The sequence below is a fragment of the Stenotrophomonas sp. Steno-Z4 genome, from assembly GCF_056393145.1.
Window position 1 is genome coordinate 1,324,542 of the sequence record NZ_JBWJPC010000001.1, and the last position, 16,669, is coordinate 1,341,210.

Sequence of the window (16,669 nt, forward strand, 5' to 3'; positions counted from 1 at the left end):
ACCGACCAGGATAGGGTGCTGAACTTGCCGGAGACGGGCCCGTAACCGGATTTGCATTGGTGCGTGGTGCGGACGCTTACATGGCAACGCGCTCCGGGTAGCGGTGGCGTTGCTACCTCTTCACCGGGAGCGCTGCCGGTTCGGCTGCCTCGTCGCTTCACCTTCCAGCGGGAAGCAATCGCCCCAGACCTCAATATCAAGGCCATTGAGGTTCCGATCCAGGGACACGCAGTTCTGGATCAACGACCGAAGCACGTAGCTGGGTGATCGTTCGCTGCGCCACGCGGAAAGTTGGAAGGCGCGGCGTAGGGCGGGATCCAACTTCACCCGCAAGTAGACCTGCTTCTTCATGGGATGACGTCCTCGGGCAGGAACTGCCCCAGGTCGGCGTTGACCTCACCGTGGAAGATCGTGCGTTCCACGAACCGGGGCACCCGCGGGTCTTCCACTGCTGGCGTGCCCAGCAGCTTGATGGTGATGACGCCAGCGCAGGCTTCAATCTGCAGCTTGCGGCCCACGTTGAAGCCCATCTGCCGCAGCCACTGGCCGCGGATCTTGAGGTAGGGAACCTTCAGCTCTTCGTGGAAGTGTGCGGGTGGGGTGCACGGCGGGGATTGCGTACGGCGTTCGCGTGCGCGCCGGGCAATCGCGGATTGGGAAGGGTAGTCGTTGTAGCTGTCGTCGGGTAGTTGCCTTTTCATGGTCTGCCTCCAGCAGGAAGATCCCTCGCCGGGATGGCGAGGGAGTCGGGAGGTTAGAAACCGTAAAACACGAAAACTCGGCGGGCGTATTTCCACGAGGGTGTTGTATTAGCCACCCTCCCGACGCAGGACATCCAATTCTCGTGTTTTTGGAGTTTCTACGCTCCGGAACACACCATGCGCGCCGCTGCCAGCGATGGGAAATTGTTTGTGCCTCTTGATTTCCCGACTTCGGTAGGCAAAACCTTCTGCATGACGCATATGGCGCTGAAAGCGCAGCTACCAACAGTCAGGGCATATGAACTAGCGGAGTTCAGTAGGAACAATCCATCGTACTCATGCTCGCGTTCATCAGCGCGCGTCAGAAGACGAGTGCGCGCACAGGGCAAGCGTTCCCTGAGTTCGGACATGCTCCCGATTTCCGATGCATGTGTAGGGATACCGCATGACCGAGCGAAACTGTGCGCCCGGCCTGCTGTTGGCGTGTCTGGCCCAGCGGTTCTGGGGCGGCGTCACGGCAGTGGGACGTGAATTATGGAATCTTATGATTGAAATCATAATTATGAGTTTTCCCATAAATTCCCATAATGAGTACGCTTGCCGATATCCACTACTTCCCTCGTGCAGACCTCGTCCACACCATCCATCAGGCGCTTGGCTCCGGGCTCACGCACGCCATCACCATGTTCGCCGCGCGGCGTATGGGGAAAACCCTGTTCGTGAATAACGACCTGGTTCCGGCTGCTGAGGCGTGGGGCTGGCGGGCGTGCTACATCGACCTTTGGGTCAGGCGGGACCATCCGGAAGTAGCTCTGGTGGAGGAGCTGGAAGCCGCCGCGCGGCCCAAGGGCCTTTTGTCCAAGGCCATCAAGCCTGACAAGGTGACCGCCAATGCGGCTTACGCCGGATCTGGGGTACACGCCGAGTGGACAAAGACGGGTGCGCAAGCTGACCTGCAAGGCAGGCTCAGAACCGCAATGCAGAATCTGGCGCAGGCCAGCAACAAGCCGGTTCTGCTCATCCTGGATGAATTCCAGACGCTCGCTGCCGGAATGCACGAGGATTTCGTCGCCTGCTTCCGCGCTTCGATGCTTGAGCTGCAGCCGAAGTTGAAGCTCTTCTTTACAGGGTCCTCCCGCGATGCACTCAATGAGATGTTCCGCAAGCGTAGAGCGCCGCTGTTTGACGCAGCGCTTTCACTTCCTCTGCCGCAGCTGGGCAACGACTTTGTGGCCAACCGCGCCCACATCTTTGCGCAGATGACCGGACGCAAGGTTGATCAGGTGGAGCTGGCCAGCGTCTTCGAACGCATTGCCCGGGTGCCGCTCTACCTCAACCAGATCATCCTGCACATGGTGGTTGGCATCACATCGGACCCGTGGGATGGCCTGCGCCGCTGGCAGCACGAGATAGGCGAAACCGGTCTACGCGAGCAGTGGCTGAGGTTGAAACCGATCGACAGGATCATCCTGCAACACCTGGCTACCCAACAGCCGGAGAGCCTGTTCAGTACGGACTTCAGCGCCATGGTCACGGATCGACTGGAAGAGAAGAACGCGTGCAACCCCCAGCGGGTTCAAACCGCCGTCAATCGACTGGTGAAGAACCTGGTGCTGGCACCCAAGGGTGAAAAGGGCGAGTACGAGATCGAAGACCGCGCGTTGGCAACGTACCTCGCGAGTGGGTCGATTCCAGCCCGCTGAAGCTCCCAGCGCATATGCCCGAACGTCAGCCGCCCAGCCGCTCGTCGACAGAATCAAGCAGTCTCTTACCGTGAAGGACTGCGAGTACTGCAATCTGGTCAGCACGAATTTCGTAAATGACTCGATAGCTGTAGAGGAAGCGCTCTCGCAGGCTTGTACGGCCAACCTCTGGCACTACCCTACCCGCAAAGGGATGGACCTCAATCACATTGCCCAGCTCAAACAGCGCTTCGATGATCCGTCTGGCGTGGCGCGGGGAGTCTCGTGCAATGAACTCTGCGATGGCGTCGATATCTTCGAGCGCCTCGCTCGTCCAGTTCAGCGGTCCAGCCATTTACCCAGCCGCTCGCGCGCCTGTTCTGTGGTGTGGACCCGGCCAGCGTCCACATCCGCGCGGCCGCGCTGGATCTTCTCCAATACATAGACGTGGTACTGGATGTCTTCAAGCGTGGAATCGTCCGGCAGTTGATTCAGCAACTGGGCGACTTCCTGCTTGGCAGTCACGGGGGGCGTCATGGCGGTAGCTCCGGATCTGATGGGGCCATTCTAGCCCCCTTACTCCAGCCCAGCGTCACTTGCTGCTGACGTACTTCTCCCGCCGCACCTGCGGCGTCGGCAAGCCCGCTTCCTTCAGCGCCTCGAAGGTCGCATCCACCATGTCCGGGTTGCCGCACAGGTAGGCGATGTCGGTGGCGGGGTTGGGCGCAAACTCGGCCAGGTGCTGCTGCACGTAGCCATGGCGGACGTCCGGGTGCGGGCTGTCGGGCAGCTCGCGGGACAGGCACGGCACGTAGCGGAAGCCCGGGTGGGCGGCGGCGAAGGCGTAGAAGTCTTCGCTGTAGAGCAGCTCTTCAGGGGTGCGGGCGCCTTGGAGCAGCACCACTTCCACCCCGCGCTCGGCCATGGCGGTGGCCAGCAGCGGCAGCATGGAGCGGTACGGGGTGACCCCGGTGCCGGTGGCGATGAGCAGGTAGCGGGCGTTGTGATCGCCCGGCATCAGGCAGAACCGGCCAAACGGGCCGCTGGCGGTCACGTGGCCGCCCAGGTCCAGGCCCTCGAACAGGGCCGTGGCGGCGCCGCCGGGCACAAAGCTGACTGCAATATCAACGGCTTCGCCGGGGGCCATGGCGTGGTCGTGGATGGTGGCCAGGGAGTAGCTGCGCTTGGTGGCAGTGCCGTCGGCGTACTCGAAATGGACCTGGATGAACTGTCCGGGCTGGAAATCCAGCGGTTGGCCGTCATCACGCAGGAACTGGTAGTGGCCGACGGTGGGGGCCAGCATGCGCCGGTCGATCAGCTTGAGGGGGAATTGAACAGGCACGAATTTGGGAAACAGTGTGTAGCCGGGGCAGACCCTCGGGGGCTTCTATAATAGCCGCTCCCCCGCCCCTATCCAGCGCCGTCCCATGGGCGCGAAGGCAAGAGCTTGGCATCCCAGAACACTCCCGCGACCAGTACCGCCCCCGCCCTGCGGGTGCGCGACCTCCGCAAGACCTATGACAACGGCACCCAAGCCCTGAAAGGGGTTTCGCTGGACGTTGCCCCGGGCGACTTCTTCGCGCTGCTGGGCCCGAACGGGGCCGGCAAGTCCACCCTGATCGGGATCATCAGCTCGCTGGTGAACCTCAGCGAGGGCCAGGTGGAGGTATTCGGCAGCGACCTGGTGCGCAACCGCAGCGCCACCATGCGCCTGATCGGCCTGGTGCCACAGGAAATCAACTTCAACCTGTTCGAGAAGCCCTTCGACATCCTGGTCAACTACGCCGGCTTCTATGGCGTGGCCCGTGCCGAGGCCGAGAAGATGGCCGAGGAGGAGCTCAAGCGCGCCCATCTGTGGGAAAAGGCGCAGGTGATGAGCCGGACGCTGTCGGGCGGCATGAAGCGCCGGCTGATGATCGCCCGGGCGATGATGACCCGCCCGCGCCTGCTGATCCTGGATGAGCCCACCGCGGGCGTGGATATCGAGATCCGCCGCGACATGTGGCGGGTGCTGAAGGAGATCAACGCGGCCGGCACCACGATCATCCTCACCACCCATTACCTGGAAGAGGCCGAGCACCTGTGCCGCAACCTGGCCATCATCAACCACGGCCAGATCGTGACCCAGGGGCCGATGCGCGAGCTGCTGGCCAAGCTGGACGTGGAAGGCTTCCTGTTCGATATCGACGGTGAGCTGCCGACGCAGCTGCCGGTGATCGAGGGCACCACGATGGTGGCCATCGACGGGCACACGCTGGACGTGGACATGCCGCGCGCGATGGATCTGAACCGGGTGTTCGCGGCGCTGAACGCGTCGGGCATCCGGGTGCGGTCGATGCGGACCAAGAGCAACCGCCTGGAGGAGCTGTTCGTGCGCCTCACCGGCAACCAGGAGAACGCCGCATGAGCAGCACCCCGACCCCGGTCCTGACCGACGGCCAGCGCAACCGGATTGCGCTGATGACGATCGTGCGCCGCGAAGTGGCGCGCATCCTGCGCATCTGGGGCCAGACGCTGGTGCCGCCGGCGATCACGATGACGCTGTACTTCCTGATCTTCGGCGGGCTGATCGGGTCGCGCGTGGGCGAGATGGGCGGCTACAGCTACATTCAGTTCATCGTGCCAGGCCTGGTGATGATGAGCGTGATCCAGAACAGCTACGGCAACATCAGTTCGTCGTTCTTCGGGGCGAAGTTCGGGCGGCACGTGGAAGAGCTGCTGGTGAGCCCGATGCCGAACTGGGTGATCCTGTGGGGTTACGTGGCCGGCGCGGTGCTGCGCGGGTTGATGGTGGGCGTGATCGTGCTGCTCATCGCGATGTTCTTCACACCGGTGCGCATTCCACACCCGCTGGTGACGCTGACCACGGTGCTGCTGGGCGCGACGATCTTCTCGCTGGCCGGTTTCATCAATGCGGTGTACGCCAAGAAGTTCGATGACGTGGCGATCGTGCCGACCTTCATCCTGACCCCGCTGACCTACCTGGGCGGCGTGTTCTATTCGGTGAAGCTGCTGCCGACGTGGGCTGAAGCCGCTACGCATGCGAACCCGATCTTCTACATGGTGAACGCGTTCCGCTACGGCCTGCTGGGTACGAGCGACGTGCCGCTGTGGGTGGCGTATGCGCTGATGATCGGTTTCGTGGTGGTGCTGACCGCGCTGGCGCTGTGGCTCCTGAAGCGCGGCGTAGGCATGCGGAGCTGATCTACCCCGGTAGCGCCGGCCGTTGGCCGGCCCTCGAAGTAGTTGGAGAAACGCATGCGCATACTTGTATTGGGTGCCGGTGGTACCGGCGGTTACTTCGGCGGCCGCCTGGCCCAGGCGGGGGTCGACGTGACCTTCCTCGTCCGCCCTGTCCGCGCGGCTCAGCTGGACAGCGAGGGCCTGGTGATTCGCAGCCCGCTGGGTGATGCGAGCTTCCCGGTAGCCCACGTCACTGCCGATGCGCTGCCTGCGCTTGCCGCAGAGCAGCCCTTCGATCTGGTGATCCTGAGCTGCAAGGCGTACGACCTGGACAGCGCCATCGAGGCGATTGCACCTGCGTTGTCCTCGCGTACGACGGTGCTGCCGATCCTCAACGGGCTGCGCCACTACGCGGCACTGGATGCGCGCTTCGGCCGCGATGCGGTGCTGGGTGGGCTGTGCTTCATCAGTGCGACCAAGGCCGCCGATGGGGCGGTGCTGCACCTGGCGCCAGCGGCGAAGCTGACCTTTGGCGAGCGTGATACGCCCGGCAACAGTGCGCGGGTACTGGCGCTGGCGGCGGCGTGCGTACAGGCCGGGGTGGACCATGTGGCCAGCGATGCCATTGGGCAGGAGCAGTGGGTCAAGTACACGTTCCTGACCACGCTGGCGGCGGCAACCTGCCTGATGCGGGCGGATGTGGGCACGATCGTGGCGACGGATGATGGTGCGGAGATCGTGCGCGGGCTGTATGCCGAATGCCTGGCGGTGGCCGAGGCGTCGGGTGAGCCGATTCCGGAGAAGGCGCAGGCGGTGGCACTGGCGGCGACCACGCAGGAAGGTTCGGCGCTGAAGGCGTCGATGCTGCGCGATCTGGAGGCCGGCCAGCAGGTGGAGGCCGAGCAGATCGTGGGCGACATGCTGGTGCGGGCACGCGCGGCCGGCCAGGCGGCGCCGCTGCTGGCGGTGGCGTATGCGCATCTGCAGGCTTACCAGCGCCAGCGCCAGCGCGCGGGCTGAGCATGGCTGCCGGCGCTGCACCGACGCGGGTTCTGGTGCTGGGGCTTGGCTACAGCGGGCGGCACGTGGCGGCGCTGTTACGGGCCCAGGGTGTGGCCTGCAGTGGCACGGTGCGGGAGCCGGACGCGGCGGCCGACGGTGGTGTTGTCCGCCACCGGCTGGTGGCGGGGCAGCCTGTTGATGATGCGCTGCGTGAAGCCATCCGCAGCGCGGAGGCGGTGATCTGTACGGTGCCTCCGGATGATGCCGGTGACCCTGCGTTGCGGTTGGTGGCCGAAGCGCTGCGTGCCAGTACGGTACTTCGCTGGGTGGGCTATCTCTCTTCAACGGCGGTGTACGCCGACCGCGAGGGCGGCTGGATCGACGAGTCGTCGGTGGCCGATGCGGTGGATGACACGGCGCGGCGGCGGTTGCTGGCCGAGGCGCAGTGGCGCGGGTTCGCACGTGACAAGGGCGTGGCGTCTGCCGTGTTCCGGCTGCCCGGGATCTATGGGTCCGGGCGCAATGCGCTGGTGCAGCTTGCGGAAGGTCGGGCGCGGCATGTGGTGCGGCCGGGGTTGGTGTTCAACCGGCTGCATGTGGAGGATCTGGCGGCGGTCGTTGTTGCCGCGATGGCTCACCCGGTGAGGCGTTGTATCTGCCCGCCGACGACGAGCCGGCCGCACCGCAGGAGGTGCTGGCGTTCGCGGCGGAGCTGGGTGGGTTTGCGATGCCACCTGCGGTGGCGTGGGATGACCCGTCGGTAAGCCCGGCGTTGCGGCGGTTCTACGCCAGCAACAAGCGCATCGACAGCCGGGGCACGCGCGAAGCGTTGGGGTGGAAGCCGAACTTCGCCACATACCGCGAAGGCCTTCAGGACGCCATCCGGTAGGGTTGGTTCCCAAACAACCGCCGATAGGAGTGATCGGTGCTTTGATGCATTGACCTCTCCGGCGACGTGCCTTCGCCATCGGTCATGCCTTCTACGGCCTGCCCATTGGTATCGGCGGTCGATCGGGATGCGACCCTACCAAGGCAGCGACACGGCAGGGCCCGGGTCAGCGCGCGTCTGGCAGGCGGAAGAACGTGCGCGTCGCTGCGGTGGCATTCGCTGCGGTCAGCTCCACATCCTCGCCGCGATCCCGCGCCAGCTCTTCCACGATATGCGCCAGGAACATCGGCTCGTTGCGACGATCCTTCGGCATCGGCTTCAAACTGCGCGGCAGCAGGTACGGTGCGTCGGTTTCAATCATCAGCCGCTCGGCCGGAATGTGCTTCACCAGCTCGCGCAGGTGCGCGCCACGGCGCTCGTCGCACAGCCAGCCGGTGATGCCGATGTACCAGTCCTGGTCCAGGTAATCGAACAGCTCCTGGCGCTCGCCGGTGAAGCAATGCACCACCGCGGCGCCGATGCGGCCGTCGAAGTTCTTCATCTGCGCCATGAAATCGGCATGCGCGTCGCGCTGGTGCAGGAACAGCGGCTTGCGCTGTCCATCGGCGGCGCGCACCTCGCTGGCCAGCTGCAGCTGGCGCTCGAAGGCACGGTGCTGGGCCGGGCGCGGGGCGAAATCGCGGAAATAGTCCAGGCCGCACTCGCCCACCGCCACCACTTCGGCGTGGGCGTGCAGCGCGCGCATTTCGGCATCGCATTCGTCGGTGTATTCCACCGCGTGGTGCGGGTGCACGCCGGCGGTGGCGTACAGGAAGCCCGGGTGCTGGCGCGCCAGGTCGAGGGCCATCGGCGAATGCTCGCGGCTGGCGCCGGTCAGCACCATCTGCACCACGCCGGCGTCGCGGGCGCGGGCCAGCACGGCATCGCGGTCGCGGTCGAAGGAATCGTGGGTGAGGTTGGCGCCGATATCGATCAGTTGCATGGGGCAGCTACGGGGCAATGAATCGCGCCATTGTAGCCCGGCCGGCTCGCCGGCCCCGCCGCCGGCCCGTATCCTTGCGCCATGAGTACGCCGAGTTTTCCGATTTCCGGGCTGCTGCCGCAGATCGCCACGCAGCTGGCCACGCACCCGCGCCTGGTGCTGGAAGCGCCCCCTGGCGCAGGCAAGACCACCCAGGTGCCGCTGGCGCTGCTGGACGCGCCGTGGCTGGAAGGCCGGAAGATCATCATGCTGGAACCGCGCCGGGTGGCCGCGCGCAGCGCCGCGCAGTTCATGGCGCGGCAGCTGGGGGAAGAGGTCGGCGGCACGGTGGGCTACCGCATCCGCTTCGAGAACAAGGTCTCGGCACGCACCCGGGTGGAGGTGGTCACCGAGGGCATCCTCACCCGCATGCTGCAGGACGACCCGATGCTGGACGGCGTGGGCGCTCTGCTGTTCGATGAATTCCATGAGCGCCACCTGGCCGCCGATCTGGGGCTGGCGCTGGCGCTGGATGTGCAGGCGCAATTGCGCGAGGACCTGCGCATCGTGGTGATGTCGGCGACGCTGGATGGCGAGCGGCTGGCGCAGTTTCTGGACGCCCCGCGCCTGAGCAGCGCCGGCCGCAGCTTCCCGGTGGCGGTGAGCCATTTCCCGGCCCGCCGCGATGAATCCCTTGAGGCGCAGGCACGGCGCGCGGTGGAGCAGGCCTTGGCCGAGCACCCCGGGGATGTGCTGGTGTTCCTGCCCGGCCAACGCGAGATCGCGCGCACCCAGGCGGCGCTGGAACAGGCGTTGCCGGCCGATATCCAGGTGTTGCCGCTGCACGGCGAGCTGCCGGTGGAGCAGCAGTCGCGCGTGCTGCAGCCCGATCCGCAGGGCCAGCGCCGGGTGGTGCTGGCCACCAACGTGGCCGAATCCTCGGTGACCCTGCCCGGGGTGCGCGTGGTGGTGGATGCGGGGCTGGCGCGCGAGCCGCGCTACGACCCCAACAGCGGTTTTTCGCGGCTGGACGTGGTGAACATCGCGCAGGCCTCGGCCGACCAGCGCGCCGGCCGCGCCGGGCGCGTGGCCGAAGGCTGGGCCTGGCGGCTGTGGCCGCAGTCGCAGCGGCTGGAAGCGCAGCGCCGGCCGGAGATCGCACAGGTGGAGCTGGCCGCGCTGGCGCTGGAGCTGGCTGCCTGGGGCAGCGAGGACCTGCGTTTCGTGGATGCGCCGCCGGTGGGCGCGATGGCCGCCGCGCGCGAGCTCCTGCAGCGGTTGGGTGCGCTGGGCGATAGCGGCGCGCTCACCGCACTGGGCCGGCGCATGCTCACCCTGGGCACGCACCCACGGCTGTCGGCGATGCTGCTGGCGGCCGGCAACGGCACCGAGCAGGCGCTGGCCTGCGACCTGGCCGCGCTGGTGGAAGCGCGGGATCCGCTGCGCCACGGCGGCGATGCGTTGGCCGCGCGGTGGCGGGCGCTGGCCGCATTCCGGCAGGGACGCGTGCCGCAGGACGCCAATCGCGGCGCGCTGGCGGCCATCGATGCGGCCAGCAAGCAGTGGCGGCGGCGCCTGCGCTGCGACACCGCGCCGCCGTCTTCAGTGGAGGCCCACCAGCTGGGCGACCTGCTGGCGCACGCCTTCCCGGACCGGATCGCGGCGCGGCATCCCACCGACCCGCTGCGTTACCTGTTGGCCAATGGGCGCAGCGCGCGCTTGTTCGACCCCAGCGACCTGCGCGGTGAGCCGTGGCTGGTGGCGGTGGAACTGCGCTACGAGGCCCGTGATGCGCTGCTGCAGCGCGCCGCGCCGGTGGACGAGAACCGCCTGCGCCGGGATTTCCCGCAGCGCTTCCAGCAGCAGGATGTGGTGCGCTGGGACGCGGACAAGCGGGCGCTGGTGGCGCGCCGCGAAAGCCGCTTCGACCGCATCGTGCTGGACAGCCGCTCGGCCGGGCGGGTGGATCCGGCGCAGGCCGCGCAGGCGCTGACCGAGGCGGTGCGTGAGCTGGGACTTGAGGCATTGCCGTGGACCGACGGCCTGCGCCAGTGGCAGGCGCGAGCGCTCTCGCTGCGTGCGTGGATGCCGGAGCTGGACCTGCCGGAGGTGTCTGATGCGGCGCTGATGGAGACGCTCACGACATGGCTGACGCCGGCGTTCAATGGCAAGACGCGCCTGGATGCGCTGGATGAGTCCACGCTGGGCGAGGCACTGAAATCGCCGATGCCGTGGGCGCAGCGCCAGCTGATCGACAAGCATGCGCCGGTGCGTATCGCGGTGCCGTCGGGGATGGAGCGGCCGATCACGTATGCGCTGGAGGCCGATGGCAGCACGCCGCAGCCACCGGTGCTGGCGGTGAAGCTGCAGGAGCTGTTCGGGCTGGCCGATACGCCGCGCATCGCCGATGGCCGCGTGCCGCTCACGCTGCACCTGCTGTCGCCCGGTGGCCGCCCGCTGCAGGTCACCCAGGACCTGCGCAACTTCTGGGCCAACACCTATGCCGAGGTCAAAAAGGAAATGAAGGGGCGCTACCCACGGCACCCGTGGCCGGATGATCCGTGGACCGCCAGCGCCACCCATCGCGCCAAGCCGCGCGGGACATAACGCCGGCTGACCGTGCGCCGCGGGTCCACCTGAATGGATCGCGCGGATTGGTTATCGTCGTGACCATGCCGTGCCTGGTGGATAACACGCCCTACACGGCCCCCGCGCGACACTGGATTTCGAACCGAGGCAAAGGACCCCCCAATGAGCAGACTGACCGTGATTACCGACCGCGCCCTGGAGCGTGCACTGGATCTGGCAAGCAGCGCAGGCGATGGCCTGAAGCACGCCGGCAGCAACCTGCGCCACCTCGGCCCGCAGGCGACGGACTGGATCAAGACCGGTGCGGCGCTGGGTGCGGTGAAGACCGGCAGCAAGGTGGCCGCCAAAGCGGTGCGCCGTAATCCGGCGGCCACTATCGCCGTGGCCGCAGTAGGTGTAGGCCTGCTGGGCTACGCGCTGTACCGCAAGCAGCAGAAGAAGAAGCTGGCCAACGGCAGCGTGGTGAATGGGCAGGCCGAGCGCATCAGCGCGCGCAACCGCCGCAACACCACGGTGGTGGATGAGCACAGCGATATCGGCAGCGACGCCTGATCCATCAGGCACGTTGCAGTAGACGAAAACCGCCGGCATGTCCGGCGGTTTTTGTTTGGATCAATCGATCCGCCGCCACTGGCCGGGCTGCAGGTCCGCCAACCGGTGCGGGCCCATCGCCACGCGCACCAGCCGCAGGGTAGGCAGGCCGACCGCCGCCGTCATCCGCCGCACCTGGCGGTTGCGCCCTTCGCGCAGGGTGATGGCCAGCCAGGCATCAGGCACGGTCTTGCGGAACCGCACCGGTGGCGTGCGCTCCCACAACGTTGGGGTTTCCAGGTACTCCACGCGTGCGGGCAGGGTCGGGCCGTCGTTCAACTGCACGCCCCTGCGCAACGCCTGTACCTGCTCGTCGGTCGGCGCACCTTCCACCTGCACCCAGTAGGTCTTGTCTTCCTTGTGGCGTGGGTCGGTCAGCCGATGTGCCAGCCTGCCGTCGTCGGTGAGCAGCAGCAGGCCCTCACTGTCGTAGTCCAGACGACCTGCCGCGTATACGTCAGGCGGCAGGCCGAAGCCGGCCAGGGTCGCGCGTGGCGGCTGGCTGCTGTCGGTGAACTGGCACAGGACGTTGAAGGGCTTGTTGAGAGCGATCAGCATGGGGCGGGACAGAAGTGACGAGGTGTCATTGTCCCATTACACGGCTTCGGACGCCGTGGTACCGACCAACGGTCGGTACCTACCGCTATCTCAACCGGTAGCGCACGACCGTGGGTCGTGCGCCCGCGTACCGGGCAGGGCCCGGCACTACTTCACGAAACGAAGGGTCATGCGGTCGCTTTCACCGATCGCCTTGTACTTGGCATCATCGGCGGCGTCATGGTTGTTCACCGGCGGCAGGGTCCACACGCCGTTCGGGTGGTCCTTGGTATCGCGCGGGTTGGCGTTGATCTCGCTGCTGCCGGCCAGTTTGAAGCCGGCCGCTTCGGCCATGGCGATGACCTGGGCCTGGCCCACGTAGCCGCTCTTGTCGTCGGCCGGCACGTCGGCCTTGGCACGGTGTTCGACCACGCCGAGCACGCCACCGGGCTTGAGCACGCTGTAGAAGCCCTTGAACATGCCTTCGGCCTGGTTGGCGCTGCGCCAGTTGTGCACGTTGCGGAAGGTCAGCACGACATCGGCGGAGTTGTCAGGGCCGAACTTGGGGGCTTTGGGGTCGTAACCCACGATCTTGGCCTTGTCGTAGAGCGCCGGGGTGCCGGCGAACTTCTTTTCCAGCCCGTCGCGACCGCGCTGCTGGTAATCGCGGGCCTTGCCTTCAGCAACCGCCATCGGGTCGACCACCGCCGCGACGTAGGTGCCCTTGTCTCGCAGCAGCGGGGCGAGGATTTCCGAGTACCAGCCGCCACCGGGGGTGATTTCCACCACGGTCTTGCCCGGTTCCACGCCGAAGAACGACAACGTCTGCGCCGGGTGCCGGTAGGCGTCGCGCTTCACGTTGTCCGGCGTGCGGCCCTTGCCGTCGACGGCAGCCTGGACGGCGGCGGTGATGGCGGGCTGGGCGTTGGGGCCGGCTGGCTTGATGGCCATGGCGGGGGCGGCAAGCAGCAGCGTGGACACGGTGAACAGGCAGGCACAGCTGAGCGAACGGGCTTTCATCGGATCACGTACGGTGGCGGGATGCGGCGAGCCTATCAGCCGCGATGTCAAAGGTGTTCACAAAACGTTAGTGCAGTGCAGCGAAGCGGAACACTGTTTTGTGGGCCGCGCCGCAGCGGTGTCATGGACAGGCACTTATGCTGTGACATTGGATTTGACTGGAGGATTGCCCATGACTGCACCGCGCGAACTCGGCCGTTCCGGCCTGAAAGTGCTTCCCATCGCGTTCGGCGGCAACGTCTTCGGCTGGGGCGCGGACGAGAAGACCTCGTTCGCCCTGCTCGATGCGTTCGTCGATGCCGGCTACAGCCTGGTCGATACCGCCGATGTGTATTCGGCCTGGGTGCCCGGGAACAAGGGCGGTGAATCGGAAACGATCCTGGGCCGCTGGTTCCAGCGCAGCGGCAAGCGCGACAAGGTGGTGCTGGCCACCAAGGTGGCCAAGTGGGCCGAACACCCGGGGCTGTCCGCCGACAACATCAGTGCGGCCGTGGAAGATTCGCTGCGCCGCCTGCAGACCGATGTCATCGATCTCTACCAGGCGCACGAGGATGACGAGTCCACGCCGCTGGAAACCACGCTGGCCGCGTTTGGCCGGTTGATCGAACAGGGCAAGGTACGTGCGATTGGCGCCTCCAACTACAGCGCCGAGCGGTTGCAGGCCGCGCTGAAGGTATCGGCGGACTACAAGCTGCCCCGCTACGAGACGCTGCAGCCGGAGTACAACCTGTATGACCGTGCCGGTTACGAAAGTGGGCTGGAAGCGGTGGCGCGCGAGCACGGGCTGGGCGTGATCAGCTACTACTCGCTGGCCAGCGGCTTCCTCAGCGGCAAGTACCGCAGTGCCGACGATGCGGCCAAGAGCAGCTCGCGCGGCAGCAGCGTGGTGGCCAAGTACGTCAATCCGCGTGGCCTGCGCATCCTGCAGGCGTTGGATGACGTGGCCGGCACCTACAACGCGACCCCCGCCCAGGTCGCCATTGCCTGGTTGATCGCCCGCCCGGGCATCACCGCGCCGATCGTCAGCGCGACCCGCGTGGAACAGCTGCACGACGTCCTCGCCGCTGCCCAGGTAGGCCTGACCGCCGAAGACATCGCACAGCTGGAAAGCGCCAGCGCCGCCTGACCACCCCTCTGGAATAGACCGCACCAGCAACGGCCACCCCAGGGTGGCCGTTTCCACATCACCCCACCACTGCCCCATCTTCGGCCACCAGCGCGTGATGCATGCTGACCCCGGCGCGCACGCCCTCCGCACTGGCCAGGGTGATGTTGCCCATCAACGTTGCATCACCCGCCGCGTAGACACCGGGCACCGTGGTCTGCTTCTGCGCATCCACCCGAACCAGCACACCGACCGGGCTCTCTTCCAGTTCACACCCGAGCTGCTCCACCAGCTGCGAACCCATTTCCTGGCGTGCACTGACGAACAGCGCGCGCAGGTCGATGTGGCGTCCATCGGCCAGCAACGCCCCACTCAACTGCGGCGGGTCGCCTTCCAGTGCCACCACCGTTTCCGTTTCGATGTGCACCCCGCGCCGCTGCAGCGTGCCCAGCTGCTCCTCGTCCAGTGCCATGCCCTGGGTGAAAAAGGTGACCTGGCCCCAGTCGGCGATCAGCGCGGCCATGATCGGCGACATCGGATGTCCCCCCAGCAGCCCGATCGCGCCGCCGCCCACTTCATAGCCATGGCAGTACGGGCAGTGCAGCACGCTGTGGCCCCAGCGTTCGGCAAGGCCGGGCAGCCCGGGCAACACATCGCGGATGCCGGTGGCCAGCAGCAGCTTGCGCGCCGCCCATGTATCACCGGCCGCCGTGCTTACCGCGAAACCATCCACGGTCGGCTGCGCGTCGGTGGCGGTGTCGTTGGCCCAGCGCACGCTGGGGTAATCGAGCAGCTGTGCCTTGGCCTGGCGCAGCAGGTCGCCGCCGGAGATGCCATCCAGACCCAGCACGCCATGCGAGTGGCTGGAGAAGCGGTTACGCGGCAGCCCGCTGTCGATCACCAGCACGCTGCGGCGCGCACGCGCCAGCATCATGGCGGCGGAGAGCCCGGCGAAACTGCCGCCGACGATCACGGCATCAAAGGTCATGCGGAACTCCCTTGCTGTGCTGGGCCAGGTGCTGGGCAAAGGCGTCGCCCAGGGTCGCCAGCGTGGTGGCATGCAGGCGCTGTTCGAGCAGCGCCTGCGCCTGTTGGTAGCTCTCATCCAGCGCGGCATTCACCACCTGCTGCACCGGGCAGCCGCGCCCGGTTTCGCGCGCGCCGGTATGCAGCAGCGCCGGCGAGCCGATGGCGAGATAGACGTCGTGCAGGGTGATGGTGGCCGGGTCGCGCGCCAGCTGGCTGCCGCCACCATGACCGCGGGCGGTGCGGACCAGCCCGCCCTTGTGCAACGCGGCGAGCAGGCGGCGGATCACCACCGGGTGGGTCGGCAGGCAGGTAGCGAGCTGTTCGGAGGTGCGCGGTCCGTCCTGACCGACCAGGTGGGCCATGATGTGCAGCGCGTCGGAGAATTGATTGCTGGATTTCATGTAACACCAATAGTTACATAGTTTGCCAGCGGTGGGTAGCGCCGGCCGTTGGCCGGCCCATGCATAGGTTTCAGCGGAGGAACGCCCGCCCGGTCATGGATTCGGCGAGATAATCCAGGAAGCTGCTGATCCGCGCCGAGACGGCGGTGTTGCGGTAGTACACGGCGTGGATGGGCTGGCGCACTTCCACGGTGAGCGCCGGCAGCACCTGCACCAGCGTGCCCGCATCGCGGTCGCGGTGGGTCATGAAGTCGGACAGGCAGACCACGCCCGCCCCCTCCAGCGCCAGCCGGCGCAGCGTTTCGCCGCTGGACACCGCCACCGCCGGGCGGATGTGCAGCAGCGCGTCGGTGCGCCCGGGCAGCGGCCAGTGGTTGAGCGAATCCGGTTCGTTGAAGCCGAGCAGCGCGTGGCCGTCCAGTTCTTCAACCGTCTTCGGCGTGCCGTACTGGGCGAGGTAGGCCGGGCTGGCCAATACGCGAAGGCGGCTGTGCGCGAGCGGGCGCGCGTGCAGGGTGGAATCGGCCAGCGGGCCGATCCGGATGGCGACGTCAGTGCGGCGCTCGAGCAGGTCGATGTAGCGCTCGCTGCTGTTGAGCTCCAGCTGCACGTCCGGGTACAGCGCCCGGTACCCGGCGACCATCGGCGCGATGACGTGCAGCACGAACGGGGTGGCCGCATCCACGCGCAGGCGGCCGGCCGGGCGCTGCCGCCGCGCCGTCATGTGCTCCTCTGCCGCTTCCACCGAGGCCACGATGGCGCGGGCCTGGGCCAGGAACGCGTCACCCTCTTCGGTGAGCTGGAGCCGCCGGGTGGTGCGGGTCAGCAGCGTGGTGCCCAGCTTTTCCTCAAGGCGGCCCAAGGCCCGGCTGACCCCGGAAGTGGTCTGGCCCAGTGCTTCGGCGGCGGCGGTGATCGAACCGCTGTCGATCACGGCGATGAACGCCTGCATTTCATCGAGGGTGGTCTTCATGGCCCC

Annotated in this window: 18 protein-coding genes and 1 pseudogene; 8 read left to right on the top strand and 11 right to left on the bottom strand. The window is 66.8% G+C overall.

What is annotated here, in order from left to right; translation table 11 throughout:
• Positions 1-120: 120 nt before the first annotated feature.
• Both AC06E7_RS05860 and AC06E7_RS05865 read right to left on the bottom strand, forming a co-directional pair.
• Positions 121-351: a hypothetical protein gene (locus AC06E7_RS05860; protein ID WP_095363213.1), complete on the bottom strand. Its 231-nt coding sequence runs from the start codon at positions 349-351 to the stop codon at positions 121-123.
• Positions 348-701, bottom strand: a complete 354-nt coding sequence (locus AC06E7_RS05865) for a SymE family type I addiction module toxin (protein WP_093532677.1) — start codon at positions 699-701, stop codon at positions 348-350. The genes AC06E7_RS05860 and AC06E7_RS05865 overlap by 4 nt, the downstream gene beginning before the upstream one ends.
• A 587-nt stretch (positions 702-1,288) precedes the next feature.
• Here AC06E7_RS05865 and AC06E7_RS05870 point away from each other — a divergent pair.
• A complete protein-coding gene (locus AC06E7_RS05870; RefSeq protein WP_478063470.1) occupies positions 1,289-2,404 on the top strand; it encodes an ATP-binding protein in 1,116 nt (371 codons plus the stop codon).
• A gap of 25 nt (positions 2,405-2,429) precedes the next feature.
• On the opposite strand, the gene AC06E7_RS05875 is transcribed toward AC06E7_RS05870, so the two are convergent.
• The 3 genes from AC06E7_RS05875 to AC06E7_RS05885 are packed head-to-tail and all read right to left on the bottom strand — an operon-like array spanning position 2,430 to position 3,725.
• Positions 2,430-2,738, bottom strand: coding sequence for a type II toxin-antitoxin system RelE/ParE family toxin (locus tag AC06E7_RS05875; RefSeq protein WP_478063472.1), 309 nt, complete (start codon positions 2,736-2,738; stop codon positions 2,430-2,432).
• Positions 2,723-2,920, bottom strand: coding sequence for a hypothetical protein (locus tag AC06E7_RS05880; RefSeq protein ID WP_095363222.1), 198 nt, complete (start codon positions 2,918-2,920; stop codon positions 2,723-2,725). The genes AC06E7_RS05875 and AC06E7_RS05880 overlap by 16 nt, the downstream gene beginning before the upstream one ends.
• 55 nt (positions 2,921-2,975) lie before the next feature.
• A complete protein-coding gene (locus AC06E7_RS05885) occupies positions 2,976-3,725 on the bottom strand; it encodes a ferredoxin--NADP reductase (RefSeq protein ID WP_095363223.1) in 750 nt (249 codons plus the stop codon).
• Between the two features lie 105 nt (positions 3,726-3,830).
• On the opposite strand from AC06E7_RS05885, the gene AC06E7_RS05890 reads away from it, so the two are divergent.
• The 4 genes and pseudogenes from AC06E7_RS05890 to AC06E7_RS05905 all read left to right on the top strand — a co-directional run bounded on the left by AC06E7_RS05890 (position 3,831) and on the right by AC06E7_RS05905 (position 7,457).
• The gene (locus AC06E7_RS05890) at positions 3,831-4,790 is read left to right on the top strand and encodes an ABC transporter ATP-binding protein (RefSeq protein WP_093532674.1); all 960 of its coding nucleotides are present in this window, start codon (positions 3,831-3,833) and stop codon (positions 4,788-4,790) included.
• Complete coding sequence (locus AC06E7_RS05895; protein ID WP_478063475.1) at positions 4,787-5,587, top strand: ABC transporter permease; 801 nt, start codon at positions 4,787-4,789, stop codon at positions 5,585-5,587. The genes AC06E7_RS05890 and AC06E7_RS05895 overlap by 4 nt, the downstream gene beginning before the upstream one ends.
• 54 nt (positions 5,588-5,641) lie before the next feature.
• Positions 5,642-6,586, top strand: a complete 945-nt coding sequence (gene panE / locus AC06E7_RS05900; RefSeq protein WP_478063477.1) for a 2-dehydropantoate 2-reductase — start codon at positions 5,642-5,644, stop codon at positions 6,584-6,586.
• Between the two features lie 2 nt (positions 6,587-6,588).
• Positions 6,589-7,457, top strand: a pseudogene (locus AC06E7_RS05905) (NAD-dependent epimerase/dehydratase family protein).
• Between the two features lie 166 nt (positions 7,458-7,623).
• Here the strand turns inward: AC06E7_RS05905 and AC06E7_RS05910 are convergent.
• Complete coding sequence (locus AC06E7_RS05910; RefSeq protein ID WP_093532671.1) at positions 7,624-8,439, bottom strand: TatD family hydrolase; 816 nt, start codon at positions 8,437-8,439, stop codon at positions 7,624-7,626.
• A gap of 81 nt (positions 8,440-8,520) precedes the next feature.
• Here AC06E7_RS05910 and hrpB point away from each other — a divergent pair, with 81 nt between their 5' ends.
• Both hrpB and AC06E7_RS05920 read left to right on the top strand, forming a co-directional pair.
• Entirely contained in the window at positions 8,521-11,025 is a 2,505-nt protein-coding gene (gene hrpB / locus AC06E7_RS05915; protein ID WP_478063479.1) for an ATP-dependent helicase HrpB, read from the top strand.
• A gap of 144 nt (positions 11,026-11,169) precedes the next feature.
• Positions 11,170-11,559, top strand: a complete 390-nt coding sequence (locus tag AC06E7_RS05920; RefSeq protein WP_068854427.1) for a hypothetical protein — start codon at positions 11,170-11,172, stop codon at positions 11,557-11,559.
• Positions 11,560-11,619: 60 nt separating this feature from the next.
• Here AC06E7_RS05920 and AC06E7_RS05925 read toward each other — a convergent pair whose 3' ends face one another.
• Together AC06E7_RS05925 and AC06E7_RS05930 are read right to left on the bottom strand one after the other, a co-directional pair.
• Complete coding sequence (locus AC06E7_RS05925) at positions 11,620-12,156, bottom strand: pseudouridine synthase (protein WP_320457738.1); 537 nt, start codon at positions 12,154-12,156, stop codon at positions 11,620-11,622.
• A 147-nt stretch (positions 12,157-12,303) separates the two neighbouring features.
• The gene (locus tag AC06E7_RS05930; protein ID WP_068854429.1) at positions 12,304-13,155 is read right to left on the bottom strand and encodes a class I SAM-dependent methyltransferase; all 852 of its coding nucleotides are present in this window, start codon (positions 13,153-13,155) and stop codon (positions 12,304-12,306) included.
• 172 nt (positions 13,156-13,327) lie between these two features.
• On the opposite strand from AC06E7_RS05930, the gene AC06E7_RS05935 reads away from it, so the two are divergent.
• Positions 13,328-14,281, top strand: coding sequence for an aldo/keto reductase (locus tag AC06E7_RS05935; protein WP_478063483.1), 954 nt, complete (start codon positions 13,328-13,330; stop codon positions 14,279-14,281).
• A gap of 58 nt (positions 14,282-14,339) precedes the next feature.
• Here AC06E7_RS05935 and AC06E7_RS05940 read toward each other — a convergent pair whose 3' ends face one another.
• The 3 genes from AC06E7_RS05940 to AC06E7_RS05950 form a co-directional block, all read right to left on the bottom strand.
• Positions 14,340-15,248 carry an NAD(P)/FAD-dependent oxidoreductase gene (locus AC06E7_RS05940; protein WP_478063485.1) on the bottom strand — a complete coding sequence of 303 codons (909 nt, stop codon included), beginning with the start codon at positions 15,246-15,248 and terminating at the stop codon, positions 14,340-14,342.
• Positions 15,238-15,690 (bottom strand): Rrf2 family transcriptional regulator, encoded by a 453-nt coding sequence (locus AC06E7_RS05945; RefSeq protein ID WP_426805240.1) that lies wholly within the window; start codon positions 15,688-15,690, stop codon positions 15,238-15,240. Before AC06E7_RS05945 ends, AC06E7_RS05940 begins: the two co-directional genes overlap by 11 nt.
• Positions 15,691-15,760: 70 nt before the next feature.
• The gene (locus AC06E7_RS05950) at positions 15,761-16,663 is read right to left on the bottom strand and encodes a LysR substrate-binding domain-containing protein (RefSeq protein WP_478063488.1); all 903 of its coding nucleotides are present in this window, start codon (positions 16,661-16,663) and stop codon (positions 15,761-15,763) included.
• Positions 16,664-16,669: the final 6 nt, after the last annotated feature.

Excerpts from the sequence above, each read along its gene's own strand:
- AC06E7_RS05860 (WP_095363213.1), bottom strand. The coding sequence starts at position 351 with ATGAAGAAGCAGGTCTACTTGCGGGTGAAGTTGGATCCCGCCCTACGC.
- AC06E7_RS05865 (WP_093532677.1), bottom strand. The coding sequence starts at position 701 with ATGAAAAGGCAACTACCCGACGACAGCTACAACGACTACCCTTCCCAA.
- AC06E7_RS05870 (WP_478063470.1), top strand. The coding sequence starts at position 1,289 with ATGAGTACGCTTGCCGATATCCACTACTTCCCTCGTGCAGACCTCGTC.
- AC06E7_RS05875 (WP_478063472.1), bottom strand. The coding sequence starts at position 2,738 with ATGGCTGGACCGCTGAACTGGACGAGCGAGGCGCTCGAAGATATCGAC.
- AC06E7_RS05880 (WP_095363222.1), bottom strand. The coding sequence starts at position 2,920 with ATGACGCCCCCCGTGACTGCCAAGCAGGAAGTCGCCCAGTTGCTGAAT.
- AC06E7_RS05895 (WP_478063475.1), top strand. The coding sequence starts at position 4,787 with ATGAGCAGCACCCCGACCCCGGTCCTGACCGACGGCCAGCGCAACCGG.
- panE (WP_478063477.1), top strand. The coding sequence starts at position 5,642 with ATGCGCATACTTGTATTGGGTGCCGGTGGTACCGGCGGTTACTTCGGC.
- AC06E7_RS05910 (WP_093532671.1), bottom strand. The coding sequence starts at position 8,439 with ATGCAACTGATCGATATCGGCGCCAACCTCACCCACGATTCCTTCGAC.
- hrpB (WP_478063479.1), top strand. The coding sequence starts at position 8,521 with ATGAGTACGCCGAGTTTTCCGATTTCCGGGCTGCTGCCGCAGATCGCC.
- AC06E7_RS05920 (WP_068854427.1), top strand. The coding sequence starts at position 11,170 with ATGAGCAGACTGACCGTGATTACCGACCGCGCCCTGGAGCGTGCACTG.
- AC06E7_RS05925 (WP_320457738.1), bottom strand. The coding sequence starts at position 12,156 with ATGCTGATCGCTCTCAACAAGCCCTTCAACGTCCTGTGCCAGTTCACC.
- AC06E7_RS05930 (WP_068854429.1), bottom strand. The coding sequence starts at position 13,155 with ATGAAAGCCCGTTCGCTCAGCTGTGCCTGCCTGTTCACCGTGTCCACG.
- AC06E7_RS05935 (WP_478063483.1), top strand. The coding sequence starts at position 13,328 with ATGACTGCACCGCGCGAACTCGGCCGTTCCGGCCTGAAAGTGCTTCCC.
- AC06E7_RS05940 (WP_478063485.1), bottom strand. The coding sequence starts at position 15,248 with ATGACCTTTGATGCCGTGATCGTCGGCGGCAGTTTCGCCGGGCTCTCC.
- AC06E7_RS05945 (WP_426805240.1), bottom strand. The coding sequence starts at position 15,690 with ATGAAATCCAGCAATCAATTCTCCGACGCGCTGCACATCATGGCCCAC.
- AC06E7_RS05950 (WP_478063488.1), bottom strand. The coding sequence starts at position 16,663 with ATGAAGACCACCCTCGATGAAATGCAGGCGTTCATCGCCGTGATCGAC.